General features: G+C 65.5%; 17 protein-coding genes. 10 read left to right on the top strand and 7 right to left on the bottom strand.

What is annotated here, in order from left to right; genetic code table 11:
* From WDN01_22105 to WDN01_22095, 3 genes are read right to left on the bottom strand one after another with little or no spacing between them, the layout of a single operon-like run.
* Positions 1 to 894: a phosphotransferase gene (locus WDN01_22105; GenBank protein ID MEJ0028729.1), complete on the bottom strand. Its 894-nt coding sequence runs from the start codon at positions 892 to 894 to the stop codon at positions 1 to 3.
* The gene (locus WDN01_22100; GenBank protein ID MEJ0028728.1) at positions 884 to 1,408 is read right to left on the bottom strand and encodes a histidine phosphatase family protein; all 525 of its coding nucleotides are present in this window, start codon (positions 1,406 to 1,408) and stop codon (positions 884 to 886) included. The genes WDN01_22105 and WDN01_22100 overlap by 11 nt, the downstream gene beginning before the upstream one ends.
* Positions 1,405 to 1,824 carry a tellurite resistance TerB family protein gene (locus WDN01_22095; protein ID MEJ0028727.1) on the bottom strand — a complete coding sequence of 140 codons (420 nt, stop codon included), beginning with the start codon at positions 1,822 to 1,824 and terminating at the stop codon, positions 1,405 to 1,407. The genes WDN01_22100 and WDN01_22095 overlap by 4 nt, the downstream gene beginning before the upstream one ends.
* A 141-nt stretch (positions 1,825 to 1,965) precedes the next feature.
* On the opposite strand from WDN01_22095, the gene metZ reads away from it, so the two are divergent.
* The 8 genes from metZ to WDN01_22055 all read left to right on the top strand — a co-directional run bounded on the left by metZ (position 1,966) and on the right by WDN01_22055 (position 7,910).
* Positions 1,966 to 3,159 (top strand): O-succinylhomoserine sulfhydrylase, encoded by a 1,194-nt coding sequence (gene metZ / locus WDN01_22090; protein ID MEJ0028726.1) that lies wholly within the window; start codon positions 1,966 to 1,968, stop codon positions 3,157 to 3,159.
* Positions 3,156 to 3,668: a hypothetical protein gene (locus tag WDN01_22085; GenBank protein MEJ0028725.1), complete on the top strand. Its 513-nt coding sequence runs from the start codon at positions 3,156 to 3,158 to the stop codon at positions 3,666 to 3,668. Before metZ ends, WDN01_22085 begins: the two co-directional genes overlap by 4 nt.
* A gap of 68 nt (positions 3,669 to 3,736) precedes the next feature.
* Entirely contained in the window at positions 3,737 to 4,192 is a 456-nt protein-coding gene (locus tag WDN01_22080) for an OsmC family protein (GenBank protein ID MEJ0028724.1), read from the top strand.
* A 44-nt stretch (positions 4,193 to 4,236) separates the two neighbouring features.
* Positions 4,237 to 4,650: a Co2+/Mg2+ efflux protein ApaG gene (gene apaG, locus WDN01_22075; protein MEJ0028723.1), complete on the top strand. Its 414-nt coding sequence runs from the start codon at positions 4,237 to 4,239 to the stop codon at positions 4,648 to 4,650.
* A gap of 85 nt (positions 4,651 to 4,735) precedes the next feature.
* Positions 4,736 to 5,368: a GTP cyclohydrolase I FolE gene (gene folE / locus WDN01_22070; GenBank protein MEJ0028722.1), complete on the top strand. Its 633-nt coding sequence runs from the start codon at positions 4,736 to 4,738 to the stop codon at positions 5,366 to 5,368.
* Positions 5,368 to 6,528: an acetylornithine deacetylase gene (argE, locus tag WDN01_22065; protein ID MEJ0028721.1), complete on the top strand. Its 1,161-nt coding sequence runs from the start codon at positions 5,368 to 5,370 to the stop codon at positions 6,526 to 6,528. The genes folE and argE overlap by 1 nt, the downstream gene beginning before the upstream one ends.
* Complete coding sequence (locus tag WDN01_22060; protein MEJ0028720.1) at positions 6,525 to 7,013, top strand: VOC family protein; 489 nt, start codon at positions 6,525 to 6,527, stop codon at positions 7,011 to 7,013. The genes argE and WDN01_22060 overlap by 4 nt, the downstream gene beginning before the upstream one ends.
* Positions 7,014 to 7,040: 27 nt before the next feature.
* The gene (locus WDN01_22055) at positions 7,041 to 7,910 is read left to right on the top strand and encodes an alpha/beta hydrolase (GenBank protein ID MEJ0028719.1); all 870 of its coding nucleotides are present in this window, start codon (positions 7,041 to 7,043) and stop codon (positions 7,908 to 7,910) included.
* A 39-nt stretch (positions 7,911 to 7,949) separates the two neighbouring features.
* On the opposite strand, the gene WDN01_22050 is transcribed toward WDN01_22055, so the two are convergent.
* Complete coding sequence (locus WDN01_22050) at positions 7,950 to 8,867, bottom strand: Hsp33 family molecular chaperone HslO (GenBank protein MEJ0028718.1); 918 nt, start codon at positions 8,865 to 8,867, stop codon at positions 7,950 to 7,952.
* 613 nt (positions 8,868 to 9,480) lie between these two features.
* Here WDN01_22050 and WDN01_22045 point away from each other — a divergent pair.
* Together WDN01_22045 and WDN01_22040 are read left to right on the top strand one after the other, a co-directional pair.
* The gene (locus WDN01_22045) at positions 9,481 to 9,708 is read left to right on the top strand and encodes a hypothetical protein (GenBank protein ID MEJ0028717.1); all 228 of its coding nucleotides are present in this window, start codon (positions 9,481 to 9,483) and stop codon (positions 9,706 to 9,708) included.
* Positions 9,709 to 9,773: 65 nt separating this feature from the next.
* Entirely contained in the window at positions 9,774 to 10,340 is a 567-nt protein-coding gene (locus tag WDN01_22040) for a hypothetical protein (GenBank protein ID MEJ0028716.1), read from the top strand.
* Between the two features lie 105 nt (positions 10,341 to 10,445).
* Here WDN01_22040 and WDN01_22035 read toward each other — a convergent pair whose 3' ends face one another.
* The 3 genes from WDN01_22035 to WDN01_22025 form a co-directional block, all read right to left on the bottom strand.
* Positions 10,446 to 10,862 (bottom strand): DUF559 domain-containing protein, encoded by a 417-nt coding sequence (locus WDN01_22035; GenBank protein ID MEJ0028715.1) that lies wholly within the window; start codon positions 10,860 to 10,862, stop codon positions 10,446 to 10,448.
* A gap of 85 nt (positions 10,863 to 10,947) precedes the next feature.
* Positions 10,948 to 11,898 (bottom strand): ornithine carbamoyltransferase, encoded by a 951-nt coding sequence (argF, locus tag WDN01_22030; protein ID MEJ0028714.1) that lies wholly within the window; start codon positions 11,896 to 11,898, stop codon positions 10,948 to 10,950.
* Positions 11,895 to 13,097, bottom strand: a complete 1,203-nt coding sequence (locus WDN01_22025) for an aspartate aminotransferase family protein (protein ID MEJ0028713.1) — start codon at positions 13,095 to 13,097, stop codon at positions 11,895 to 11,897. Before WDN01_22025 ends, argF begins: the two co-directional genes overlap by 4 nt.
* Between the last annotated feature and the right edge of the window lie 115 nt (positions 13,098 to 13,212).

The raw sequence follows: 13,212 nt of genomic DNA, 5'->3' as shown, positions 1-13,212 counted from the left end.
TCAAAATCCGAGCTGCTTCTGGTGCCCGTCCAGCTCTGCGAACGCCTGGTCCGGCGCCAGATTCCACTTGGCCTTGTCACCATAGGCGATCTGGTTGATCAGGAACCGCACATAATTCCACCGCGCCCGTATCTTCAGTTCCGGGTCGGCCCAGCGATAATGCGCGAGCACCAGATCGACATTCGCCTCGCCCAGGCGCCAGAACCAGGCGAAGTCGGCCGCGGGATCGCCGATCGCGGCGTCGCTGAAGTCGATGACGCCGCCCAAGGCGCCGTCCGGGCGGACCAGGATGTGATCCTCGGTGAGATCGTCATGCACTAGGCGAGACACCGGGAGCTCCTGCGTCTCCAAAGCGGCGTGAAAGGCGTCGAAACGCTTCAACATGGCTTCGGGCGTCACCCGGGCGATTTTCGCGCGCCGCATGCCGCGATAGCGCGCCGCATATTGCTCGCCGCTCCAGCACCGCTGGATCATGCCGTCCGGCTGGCGGATCGTCTGCTCGGGAAGGCCGTGCAGCACGCTCAGGAAATCGCCGAGCGCGATCAGCGCCGACCGCTGTGCCTGCCGCTCCAGCAGCGCGAAGACCGGCGGCGTCAATTCGGTGCCCGGGATCATGCGATAGGCGCCCATGCCGCGATCCGGCGCCACGAATTCGTAGTGGGGGACGGCAACGGGCGAGACCGGCCGCAGCGCCTCGAGGAGCGACAGCTCGGCCGCGAAGCGCCACAGATATTCGGGCGTGCGCGGCGCCCGCACGATCCATTCGCGGTCGAGCACAAGGACGACATTGTCCTCGCCATAGTCGTTCAGCTCGGCCTTCGCGAAGGCGAGGCGCGGGAACGCGTCGCGGACGCGACTTTCGAGTTCTTTCAGCGTCGTCTCGTCAGAGGTCACGGGGCCGCACGAAATCCTTGAGCGCGCCCTGGCCCGGTGCGACGTCGCGCCAGCGCGTTACGTCGAAATCCAGCACCGCCAGCGCGCAGGTCGGGAATTTCTCCTCGATCAGGTCGAAGCGGTCGCGCTCCTTGCGCTTGACGGGCTCCCGCGCGAGCTGGGTCGCCAGATGCTCCAAACCGGGATTGTGGCCGACGACCATCAGGCTTTTCATCGTGTCGGGTGCCAGACGCACGACGGACAGGATCAGTTCGGGCTCCGCGAGATAGAGCGCTTCGAGATAGTCGATCCGGCGCGTGCCGGCGAGCGCATCGGTCACCAGCTCCACCGTCTCGACCGTGCGCTTCGACGTCGAGGACACGATGAAGTCCGGCGCGTAGCCGCATTTTTCGATGTAGCGCCCGAGCCGGGGCGCGTCCTCCCGGCCGCGCTTCAAGAGCGCGCGCTCGTGATCCTCGATTCCGGATTCCGCGGGAACCGCCTTGGCGTGGCGCAGCAGCAGAAGCCGCTTCACGCGACTTGATACTTCGCGCGCGCGCCCCGTTCGATGGCGGCCGCGACCAGCTTGTCGATCTCCAGGCGCCGGCGCAGGGCGTCCAGGATGCGCACTTCCTCCAGCGCGATGCGCCGGTCGGCCAGCGCGACTTCCAGCGCCACCCAATAGGCGGTCTCGTGCAGCACGTCGGGCAGGCCTTCGTCGATCAGGCCCATGATCGCGTCGGCGCCGTCCGGCTCCTGCAGGATCTGCGCGCATTCCTGGCAGACGCCCAGCAGGCGGCCGTGATCGAAGCCCTGGAACGCGGGCAGAATCTTGGTCAACTCGCCGATGATCTTGAGCTCTTTCTCGCTCATGGAACCGTCGGCGGCGGAAACGATCACCATCACATAGATGAGTGCGGTGTGGTGACTGATGGCCTTCATATCGCTCATGGCTGTCCTCGAAGCGGCGCGACCATAAGAAACTTGACCCGCAATGCCAAGCGCGCATGCTCCGGGAGCGGTCCAAGGGCCGCACGCCTCGGCATGACGGTAGTCGTCATCCTGAGGTGCGAGCGAAGCGAGCCCCGAAGGATGGCGACGAACAAAAAGCCCGGAAAGTGGCGGGCGCGCACGCTGGCCGTGCGGGCCGGGACCATGCGCACCCAATTTCAGGAGACCTCCGAGGCGCTGTTCCTGACCTCCGGCTTCGCCTATGAGGCGCCGGAAGAGGCCGAGGCCCGCTTCAAGGGCGAGATCGACGGCTATCAATACAGCCGTTTCGGCAATCCCACCGTGACCATGTTCGAGCAGCGCATGGCGGCGCTTGAAGGCGCGCCGGTGGCGCGCGCGACCGCCAGCGGCATGGCGGCGGTGACCGCGACATTCCTCTCCGCCCTGCGGGTCGGCGACCATGTCGTCGCCGCCAAGGCGATGTTCGGCTCCTGCCGCCATGTCATAGAAGAGATCCTGCCGCGCTTCGGCATCGCGAGCACGCTGGTGGACGGCGGCGACGTCGATCAATGGGCGCAGGCGATGCGGCCCGAGACGAAAATGCTGTTCCTGGAGACGCCGTCGAATCCGACGCTTTCCATCGTGGACCTGAAGGCCGTGGCGGCTGTCGCGCACAGAAACGGGGCGCGGCTTGTGGTCGACAATGCCTTCGCGACGCCCTGCTTGCAGCGGCCGTTCGAGTTCGGCGCCGACATCGTGGTGCATTCCTCGACCAAATATATCGACGGCCAGGGCCGCGCCCTGGGCGGCGTGATCCTGTGCAAGGAGGATTTCCTCAAGGACCACCTCCAGACCTTCATCCGCAACACCGGCCCGTCGATCAGCCCGTTCAACGCCTGGGTGCATCTGAAGAGCCTGGAGACGCTCGACCTTCGGATGCGGGCCCATTCCGACGCCGCCGCGACGGTGGCGGATTTCCTCAGCGTCCAGAAGAACGTGACGCGCGTGCTCTATCCCTTCCGGCCCGATCATCCGCAGCACAACCTCGCCCGCGCCCAGATGGAGTGCGGCGGCGGCGTGGTGGCGTTCGAGGTCGAGGGCGGCAAGAAGGCGGCCTTCAAGCTCGGCAACGCGCTCAAGATCATCGACATCTCCAACAATCTCGGCGATGCCAAGAGTCTGATCACCCATCCCGAGACCACGACGCATCAGAAGTTGACGCCGGCCGCTCGCGCCGAATTGGGCGTCACCTCCGGATTGCTGCGGCTCTCCGTCGGCCTCGAGGATCCCGCCGATCTTTGCGAAGACCTCGAACAGGCATTGAAGGTGGCGTGAGCCCGAGCGCCGTGCCTGCGTTCCGCAATCCGCTGACTGCAAAAATCGCTGTGTTTCTGGACGAGATCGGTCTCAAGATCCGCGCCGGTGCCATCGCGGCAGAAACCGCGCTGCCGGGGATCGACATCGAACAAGGCGGCCTCGTCGTCGACGAGGAAAAACTGGCTTGGCCCGGCGATTTGCTGCACGAGGCCGGCCATCTCGCCGTCGTCCCGCCCGACCGCCGCGCCGCGTTCCATCACGATGTCGGCGACGACGCGGCCGAGGAGATGATGGCGATCGCCTGGTCCTATGCGGCGGCCGCGCATCTGCAGATCGATCCGTCGGTTGTGTTCCACGAAAGCGGTTATCGGGGCGGCAGCAAGGCAATCCTCGCTGCGTTCGCGACCAAGGGCGGTTTCGCCGTTCCGATGCTCGATTACGTCGACATGACCTGCGAGCCGAAATGGGCTGCCGAGCGCTACGTCAAGCCTTATCCGCACATGCTGAGCTGGTTGCGCAAAGCATAGCTGGTCGGTCGACCGTCGTTCAAAGCGAATATATCCTCGCCGTGCCAGCGAACCCGGAAAGCCGCGCCATGTCCGAACATCACGCATCCGTCCGTTGGACGCGCACGAGCGCAGACTTCACCTATGATCATTACAATCGCGCGCATGAGATACGTTTCAAATCGGGCGCCGTCGTGCTGCCGGGCTCCGCCGCGCCGGCTTTTCGCGGCGATGCGGATCGCGTCGATCCCGAGGAGGCGTTTGTCGCCGCGCTCAGCGCCTGCCACATGCTCAGCTTCCTCGCGATCTGCGCGCGCAAGCGGCTGAGCGTGGATTCCTACGTGGACGACGCCGTGGGGTTCATGGAGAAAGGCGCAAATGGAAAACTGTGGATTTCGCGCGTCACATTACATCCGCGCATAGGTTTCGCCTCGGGAACTTCGGTGAGTGCCGCGCAACTTGCGGAGATTCACCACCTAAGCCACGAAGAATGCTTCATCGCCAACTCGGTAAAGACCGACGTGTCGGTTGCGCCACAGTCCTGAGCGCTCGTTAACGACGCCCCTGCCATGGTCTTGCGCGCGTGCCCATGGCTATCGATAATTTCACCATGTACGAAAGCTCGACTCGAAACATCCGCGTCGCCGTCCAGCCGGCCTTCCTCGACGATCAATCCGATCCGGACGAGCAGCGCTTCCTGTGGTCCTATACGGTGACGATCGAGAACAAGGGCGCGGAGGCGGTTCAGCTCCTCTCGCGCTATTGGCACATCACCGACGGCCGTGGCCAGGTGAAGGAAGTGTCCGGCGAAGGCGTGGTCGGCGCCCAGCCCGTGATCGCGCCGGGGCAGAAGTTCCAGTACACCAGCGGTTGCCCGCTCCCCACCGCTTCGGGCTATATGAGCGGTAAATACAAGATGCGCGCCTCCAGCGGCGAGGCGTTCGAGGCCGAAATCCCGGCCTTTCTGCTCGAAAGCCCCCACGAACAGCGGCAGATTCACTAGCCCGCATCCGAGCGTTGCAAAAGCATGGGTTGATCTGGACGGGCCGGGCAGGCGTAATTACGTCACATCCCCAGAAAGACCCGTCATGCCCGCTTCTTCCAAGACTTCTCTTCGCGCCGTTGCCGGCGGCGTCAAGCGTCCCAGCCGCACCGAGGCCGAAGAGGCCATTTCCACGCTGCTGCGCTGGGCCGGCGACGATCCCGCGCGCGAAGGCCTGAAGGATACGCCGGCCCGCGTCGCGCGCGCCTTCGAGGACTGGTTCTCCGGCTACAAGGAAGATCCGGAAGAATATATGCGCCGCACCTTCGAGGAAGTCGAAGGCTACGACAACATGATCGTTCTGCGCGACATCCGGTTCGAGTCGCATTGCGAGCATCACCTGGCGCCGATCATCGGCAAGGCGCATGTCGGCTATCTGCCCAACAGCAAGGTGGTGGGCATCTCGAAGCTGGCGCGCGTTGTGGAAGCCTATGCGCGGCGCCTGCAGGTGCAGGAGAAGATGAACGCGCAGATCGCCAACACCATCCAGAAGGTGCTTGAGCCGAAGGGCGTCGCGGTGGTGATCGAGGCCACCCATCAGTGCATGACAACGCGCGGCGTGCACAAGACCGGGGTCAGCATGGTGACGTCGACCATGCTGGGCGATTTCCGCACCAACGAGATTACGCGGCGGGAGTTCCTGGCCGTCATCGGCAATCCGCAATCGCATATGGGCTGATGCCCGTGACCACATCGCTCGATTCCGTCGCGCTGGCGCGGCACCTCATCGGCTTCGACACCACGAGCCGCGGTTCGAACCTCGCCCTGATCGATTTCGCGCAGGAACTGCTGGAAGCGGCCGGCGCCCGTTGCCGCCGCACTTTCGACGCGGCGGGCGTAAAGGCGAACCTGTTCGCAAGCTTCGGGCCGGAGGCGCCGGGCGGTTATGTTCTTTCCGGCCATACCGACGTCGTGCCGGTCGACGGCCAGGAATGGGCATCCGATCCCTTCAAGGCCGAGATCCGCGACGACAGGCTCTACGGACGCGGCGCCTGCGACATGAAGGGCTTCATCGCCGTCGCGCTGTCGCTCCTGCCGCAGATCGCGCGCGCCAGGCTGTCGCGGCCGATCCATTTCGCGCTGTCCTATGACGAAGAAGTCGGCTGCGCCGGCGTTTCGGGACTGCTGGACGACCTCAAGGCCGCCGGCATCCGCCCCGCGCTCGCGATCGTCGGCGAGCCGACGCTGATGCGCGTGGTGGGCGCGCACAAGTCCGGCGCGGTGCTGCACACCCATTGCCGCGGTCGCGAAGGCCATTCGAGCGCGCCGGAGAAAGGCGCCAATGCGGTGATGATGGCGGGCGAATTCGTCAAGCTGCTCGGCGACGTCTGGGACGAGCTGCGCGCCGATACGGACCCGCGCTTTGACCCGCCGCACACCACGGTGCAGGCGAACATGATCCAGGGCGGATCGGCGGTGAACATCCTGGCGCGCGACGCGCTGGTGACCTGGGAATACCGCGCCCTGCCCGACCGCGACGCGGGCAAGGTCGTGGACACTGTGCGCGCCCGGGCCGATGCAACGATCCTTCCCAAATATCGGGCGCGGGCGGCGGAGGCGCAGATCGAGACGGCGGTGCATGCGAGCTATCCGGGGCTGGTGATGGACGAGGCGTCGCCCGCCGTCGCGCTGGCGCGCGAGCTGACCGGCGCGAACAGCGTCGACGCCGTCGCCTACGGCACCGAGGCCGGGCATTTCCAGCGCGCCGGCATCCCCGCCGTGATCTGCGGCCCCGGCTCCATCGACCAGGCGCACAAGGCCGACGAATTCGTGGCGCTGTCCGAACTGACGAAGTGCGAGGACTTCCTGCGCAAGGTGATCGCCAAGGCGGCGGCATGAGCGATCTGCTTCCCGAGCGCGTCGAGGTCGTCGGCCTCGATCATCTTTATCTGACGGTTACGGATGTCGCGACGTCGGAGCCGTTCTACGATGCGGTGTTCGGGCTGCTCGATTTCCGCAAGATGGACGCGGCGATCGGCGGCGATCCGCACCGGCATTATTTCAACCGCGTCATGCAGATCAGCATCCGCCAGGCGAAGGCGGCGGCGCCGCACGATTCCTACGCGCCGGGGCTGCATCATGTCTGCCTCCAGGTCGCGGACAAGACGGCGGTGGACCGGTTCCATGCGCTGGCGGCGGCGAAAGGCATCGCCGCCACGGCGCCGGCGATGTATCCGCAATATGCCGACGACTATTATGCGACCTTCCTGACCGATCCGGACGGGCTGCGCTTCGAGATCGTGGCGCGGCGGGTGCGGCGCAAGCTGACCGCCGAACGGTGGGACGAATTGACGGACTGGCTCAATCCGACGCTGAAGACCTGATAGCATCGCGCCGGGGGGAGTCCGCTCATGCCGCGCAGGGCCTTGCTGATCGTGTCCGTCGTGATCGTCGCGTTGGCCGGCGCGATCTTCGGCTTCGTGCAGATCGACCGGTCGAATTTCGGCGTGCCGCGCTTTTACGTCTGGCGCAGCCTGGGCGGCGAATTCCACGGCAGCCGGCGCGTGGCCGTGAACGGCATCAGCCTCTACACCGAGACCTATGGCAGCGGGCCGCCCGTGCTGGTGCTGCACGGCGCCGGCGGGTTCCTCGAGACGATGCACTATTTCATCTCCGGCCTCAGCGGCGCGCATACGGTGATCGCGGTGGACAGCCGCGGCCAGGGCCGCTCCACCGATGGGCCGGGGCCGATCACCTATGCGCAGATGGGCGCGGACATGATCGCGCTGCTGGACGCGCTGCACATCGAGCAGGTCGACGTCGTCGGCTGGAGCGACGGCGGCATCATCGGCCTCGACATGGCGATGACGCATCCGGCGCGGGTGCGCCGGCTGGTTGCCATCGGCGCGAATTACGACGTCGATGGCGTCGACCCCAAGGAACTCGACCCCGCGTTCTTCGAACGGCAGGCACAGGAGATAAAGCCGTTCTACGACCGGATCGCGCCCGACCCGTCGCACTTTGCCGTTCTGGCGAAGAAGATCGAGACGCTGGTCACGACGCAGCCGCACTACACGGTGGCGCAGCTCGGACGCATCCGCGCCGGGGTGCTGATCGTCGCCGGCGAGCACGACATCATCCTGCGCAAGCACACCGATGCGCTGGCGCGCGCGATCCCCGGCGCCCAGGAAACCATCGTGATGGGCGCCAGCCATTTCGGGCCGCTGGAGAAGCCGGACACCTATAACGAAATCGCGGCGATGTTCCTGGATGCGAATTGAGTAAAGCTGTTCCTCCCCCGCCGTTGCGGGGGAGGAAAGTCATTCCGCCAATTCCTTCGGGTCGATGGCGTGTACCGCGCCGCAGAACTCGCAGCGGGCGCGGATGAGGCCGTCGGGATCGGCGAGGCCGGCGCGCTCCTTCGGCGCGTAGCTCTTCAGCACGGCGGCGATGCGGTCCGGCTTGCAGCCGCAGCGGAATTCCGTCGGCAGGAACGGCTGCACCCGCGTCTCGTCCTCGTGGAACAGGCGCCACAGAAGTTGCTCCGCGCCAAGGCCGGTGTCGAGCAGTTCGATATCCTCGACGGTGGCGAGGAAGGCGGCGAGGCGCTCCCAATCGTCGTCGGCGCCTTGGCCCTCCGGCGTCGCCTGCAGCATGATGCCGCCGGCGCGCCAGGTGGGCGTGGCCGCGCCCGGCACATAGAGCGGCGCCGCGGCGAGGCGCAGCACGGTCGGCAATTGCTCGGACTGCGCGAAATAGGTTTCGGCCGAGGCGGCGATGCCGGCGGGGTTGAGCTCGACGATGCCCTGATAGGTCTTGCCGCCGCGCCGCGGCTCGATGGTGATCGCCATCGAGCCGTCGCCGGCCAGCGCTTCGAACGCGATGGGCTCGGCCAGCGCGGCGAAGCGCTCGGCATCGATGCGGCCGAAGCCGCGCAGGCCGATCGGCTGGTCCACCGTCGCGCCGAAATAATCGGCGGTGACGAGATCCATCGCGCCGTCGGACTTGGTCTGCACCGTGAGGCGGCCGTCGAGCTTCAGCGAGGTGCCGAGGATCGCGGCCAGCGCCAGCGTTTCGCCGACGGCGCGCGCGGCGGCTTCGGGCAGCTTGTGCGCTTCGAGGGCGCGGGTCGCGGTGGATTCGAGGCGCACGACGCGGCCGCGAAGGCCGACGGCCGGCAGGTCGAACGGCAGAACGAAATCCGCGGGCGGCGCGTGGGTGTAGGATTGTGGGGGCATGGGAAGGGATATATGGGATTGGGGCGGCGGATTACAAACACCGTTGTTCTGCCCGCCTTTTCCGGCTGTTTCCAACCGCTTCTGTCATGCCCGCGTAGGCGGGCATCCAGAGTTGCGAGGACAGTGCTGGTTTCCCTGGGCCTCCGCCTGCGCGGGAGCGACAACAAGGGCGAACAAAAAAGGCGGGCCGCAGCCGCCGGCGGAACGTTGTTCCCTACGGCGCGGATGCGCCCGCCCTGGTGCGTCGCTCGACAGGCGGGCCGGCCGGCACCGCTTCTCGCGGCGACAATCGGCACCTTCGCGTCACCACCTCGGTTGGAGCGGCGGCCTTGCCGGCATCGCCCGCGAAGCGAGCCCGGCGCGTCCCCCGCGCGGCGGCGCACGAGCGCGCCGCCTTGCCCTGTATGTCTCGCGCGATCCGTCGGCCCACGCCGGCCCGGCGCCCGGCCGGCACGATGTGCGGGACGGGATGGAGAGGCTTCCCTTGTTGGTGAGGATCTGAGGTGGGGTGATGCAACCTTGAGTTCAAGGGGCGGGGGAGAATATATTTTTTGGGACAGGGACTCGACGCCGAACTCGCATTGGTGCGCAGACGATTGAAGCCATACGTGACGTGAGCAAAGAGAAGAAAAACCCTCATCGTGGCTCGACGCTAGATTCCTTTCTCGAGGAGGAAGGCATCCTGGAAGAGGTGACGCTGCGCGCGATCAAGAGCGTGCTGGCGTGGCGCATTTCCGAAATGATGAAGACGCAGCGCATCACGAAAGCGCAAATGGCGAAGCGGATGAAGACGAGCCGCGCTGCGGTGGACCGGCTGCTCGATGCGAGAATACGTCTGTGACGCTGCAGAGACGATGGGACGGGCGGCGGCGGTGCCGGGGAAGGAATTGACGATTGGGTTGAGGGATGCGGCGTGAATTTGTATCGAGGCAGCTAGTGCGTCAGTCAGCAATCTTCGTGGGGCCGGCGCTGGCAATCGTCTGCTGCGTTTCTGCAAGAGCCGCAAATGTCGATTGGAAACTTTATGGCGGTGTCTCGCTTACGCCAAACGGAAACGGCTACTGCTTTTACGACGAAAAAAGCATCGCTAAAAATAGCGAGGGAGTGCGCGCCTGGACAAAGTGTTTGGCGCAATCGGACTTGGATTCCGTTGGGCCAACGGCACGCTATTATCGATCCGTCGTAGATATGTCGGCAAATCGGATTGCCCATTTCTACATGCCACCGATGTCCAGAATTGAGCGGATGAATAGTGACCAGCTAATGACCGCCATCACGTATGAATCGATTGCGGATGTTGGCGATATCACACCCAATGCTCAAATCTTCTACGAGATCGATTGTTCGAAACGAATGATGCGTGAGCTGAGTACAGCCATTGGCTCAATATCACGAGATACGCCGTTGAATTGGAAATATGTTCCGCCGGAGGGCAATGGTGCAAATCTGATCGCATTACTGTGTCCGAAATAAACTATAACAATCCGCACGCCCTCACCCGAAATTTGCTGCGCAAATTTCGACCTCTCCCGCTGCGCGGGAGAGGTATTCATGCCGACCTTCGCGGGCGGGGAGCGATCATTGCGCTCCGTTACCTCTCCCGCCTGCGGGAGAGGTCGAACGGCGCGGAGCGACGTTCGGGTGAGGGCCAAGCCGCGCGGTGAGGACTTCGACTATGCCCGAGACGTTCTCGTAGACGTCGGTGTTGGAGAATCGCAGCACCGTCCAGCCTTGCGATTCCAGAAATGCCGTGCGGCGGCGGTCGTATGCGATCTCGTCGTCCGTGCCGTGTGTTGCACCGTCGATCTCAATGACCAATTGCCCGCGGATGTGGGCGAAGTCGGCGATGTAGCTGCCGATCGGATGCTGGCGGCGGAATTTGAAGCCGTGGAGGTTGGCTTCGCGCAGCGTGTTCCAGAGGAGGGTTTCGGCGCGCGTCATGTCGCGACGGAGGGATTTGGCGCGGGGGCGGGAGGTGCGTTCGGTGTCGCGCATTGCTGCCCCCCAATTTAGACCGAGCGTGCCCTCACCCGAAAAATGCTGCGCATTTTTCGACCTCTCCCGCGGAGCGGGAGAGGTATTAGGTCAACGCCCAAACCAGCACCGCCTTCTGCGCGTGCAGGCGGTTCTCCGCTTCGTCGAACACCACTGAGTGCGGCCCGTCCATCACGTCGTCGCTCACTTCTTCGCCGCGATGCGCGGGCAAACAGTGCATGAAGATCGCGTCTTTGGCGGCGTGCGCCATCAGCCTTTCGTTCACCTGGTAGGGCTTGAGGAGATTGTGCCGCTGGCGGGTGGTGTCTTCGTCGCCCATCGAGACCCAGGTGTCGGCCACGACGCAGTCGGCGCCGGCCACCGCCGCCTCGGGGTCTTCCAGGAATTGCACCTTGGCGCCCGCCGCCTCCGCCCAGTCGCGCAGCGTCTCGCGCGGGGCGAGCTCTTTCGGGGTCGCGATGCGCAGGGTGAAGCCGAACAGGGCCGCGGCCTGCACCCAGCTCGCCTGCACATTGTTGCTGTCGCCGGTCCAGGCGACCACGCGGCCGGCGATCGAGCCCTTCTTCTCCTCGAAGGTCATCACGTCGGCCAGGACCTGGCAGGGATGGGTCAGCTTGGTCATGCCGTTGATCACCGGCACGCTCGCGTTCTCCGCCAGCTCGTGCAGCATGTCCTGGTCCAAAGTGCGGATCATGATCGCGTCGACATAGCGCGACAGCACGCGCGCGGTGTCGGCCATGGTCTCGCCGCGGCCGAGCTGCATCTCCGCGCCCGTGAGCATGATGGTCTTGCCGCCCAGCTGCTGCATGCCGACGTCGAAGGAGATGCGCGTGCGCGTCGACGGCTTGTCGAAGATCAACGCCAGCATCTTGCCGGCGAGCGGCTTGTCGGCATCTTCCACGCCGTGGGCCAAGCCGGCGCGTGCCGCCTTGCGCCGGCGCGCGGCGGCGATCAGGCCGTTCAGCGTGCCGGCGTCGAAATCGGCGAGGTCGAGGAAGTGCTTCACGTCCTTGACGCGTCCCGTCGGCGCGTTCATGCCGCCACCGTCGCGCTCTGCGCCGCCTTGGCCTCGAAATCGCGCGCGGCGCCGGAGAGGAGGCGGATGCCTTCGCGCACCTGATCCTCGTCGACGATCAGCGGCGGCAGGAGGCGCACGACATTCTCGCCGGCGCCGACGATGAGAAGGCCGTGCTGCCGCGCGGTGGCGACGAACTCCGTGTTGGGCACGCGCAGCTTCAGGCCCAGCATCAGGCCCTGGCCGCGCAATTCCTCGAACACGGTGGGATGCTCGGCGATCAGGCCCGCGAGCTGCTGGCGCAGGAAGCCGCCGATCTTCTGGACATGCTCGAGGAAGCCTGGTTCCAGCACCATGGCGATGGCTTCGGAGCCGACCGCCATGCCGAGCGGATTGCCGCCATAGGTCGAGCCGTGCGTGCCGGCCGTCATGCCCTTCGCCGCCTCGGCGGTGGCGAGGCAGGCACCGAGCGGGAAGCCGCCGCCGATACCCTTGGCCACGCACATGATGTCGGGGCGCACGCCGATCCATTCATAGGCGAAGAACTTGCCGGTGCGGCCGACGCCGCATTGGATCTCGTCGAAGATGAGGAGCAGGCCGCGATCGTCGCAGAGCTTGCGCAAGGCGCGGAGGAATTCCGGCGGCATCGGGTGAAGGCCGCCCTCGCCCTGGATCGGCTCGATCATCAGGGCGGCGGTCTCGGGTCCGATCACGGCTTCGAGGGCTTTCAGATCGTTAGGCGGCACCTGGTCGAAGCCTTCGACCTTGGGACCGAAACCTTCGAGATATTTCTCCTGGCCGCCGGCGGCAATGCCGGCGAGCGTGCGGCCGTGGAAGGCGCCGGTGAAGGTGATGATGCGGAAGCGCTCCGGGCGGCCGTTCACGAAGTGGTAGCGGCGCGCCATCTTGAAGGCGCATTCGCAGGCCTCGGCGCCGGAGTTGGTGAAGAAGACGGTGTCGGCGAAGGTGTTCTCGACCAGCGTCTTGGAGAGCGCCTCCTGCCCCGGCACGCGGTAGAGATTGGAGGTGTGCCAGAGCTTGCCCGCCTGCACCGTCAGCGCCGCGACCAGGCGCGGATGGGCGTGGCCGAAGGCGTTGACCGCGATGCCGGCGCCGAAATCCAGGTAACGCTTGCCGTCCTCGGCGTAGAGGTAGGGCCCTTCGCCCCGCACGAATGCGACATCGGCCCGGTTATAGGTCGGCAAAACCGAGGGAAACACTGGACTCTCCATGGGTTGGCGCTTGGGCCAAGTCCGCGCGCGCCGCCCGGTTTATCTACTCAAACCCCGAATCGGGCAAGCGAATGGCCCCCATGCGTGCGACTCGCCTTCTTGT

This window comes from Rhizomicrobium sp. (assembly GCA_037200985.1).
In the GTDB taxonomy this organism is placed as follows: domain Bacteria; phylum Pseudomonadota; class Alphaproteobacteria; order Micropepsales; family Micropepsaceae; genus Rhizomicrobium.
The sequence above is the reverse complement of the archived record's forward strand: the minus strand, read 5'-3'. Positions and strand labels throughout refer to the sequence as shown.

Coding starts and splice junctions, on each gene's coding strand:
- WDN01_22040 (MEJ0028716.1), top strand. CDS start 9,774: ATGCGGCGTGAATTTGTATCGAGGCAGCTAGTGCGTCAGTCAGCAATC.
- WDN01_22035 (MEJ0028715.1), bottom strand. CDS start 10,862: ATGCGCGACACCGAACGCACCTCCCGCCCCCGCGCCAAATCCCTCCGT.
- argE (MEJ0028721.1), top strand. CDS start 5,368: ATGCCCGTGACCACATCGCTCGATTCCGTCGCGCTGGCGCGGCACCTC.
- WDN01_22060 (MEJ0028720.1), top strand. CDS start 6,525: ATGAGCGATCTGCTTCCCGAGCGCGTCGAGGTCGTCGGCCTCGATCAT.
- WDN01_22095 (MEJ0028727.1), bottom strand. CDS start 1,824: ATGAGCGATATGAAGGCCATCAGTCACCACACCGCACTCATCTATGTG.
- WDN01_22055 (MEJ0028719.1), top strand. CDS start 7,041: ATGCCGCGCAGGGCCTTGCTGATCGTGTCCGTCGTGATCGTCGCGTTG.
- argF (MEJ0028714.1), bottom strand. CDS start 11,898: ATGAACGCGCCGACGGGACGCGTCAAGGACGTGAAGCACTTCCTCGAC.
- apaG (MEJ0028723.1), top strand. CDS start 4,237: ATGGCTATCGATAATTTCACCATGTACGAAAGCTCGACTCGAAACATC.
- folE (MEJ0028722.1), top strand. CDS start 4,736: ATGCCCGCTTCTTCCAAGACTTCTCTTCGCGCCGTTGCCGGCGGCGTC.
- WDN01_22080 (MEJ0028724.1), top strand. CDS start 3,737: ATGTCCGAACATCACGCATCCGTCCGTTGGACGCGCACGAGCGCAGAC.
- WDN01_22050 (MEJ0028718.1), bottom strand. CDS start 8,867: ATGCCCCCACAATCCTACACCCACGCGCCGCCCGCGGATTTCGTTCTG.
- metZ (MEJ0028726.1), top strand. CDS start 1,966: ATGGCGACGAACAAAAAGCCCGGAAAGTGGCGGGCGCGCACGCTGGCC.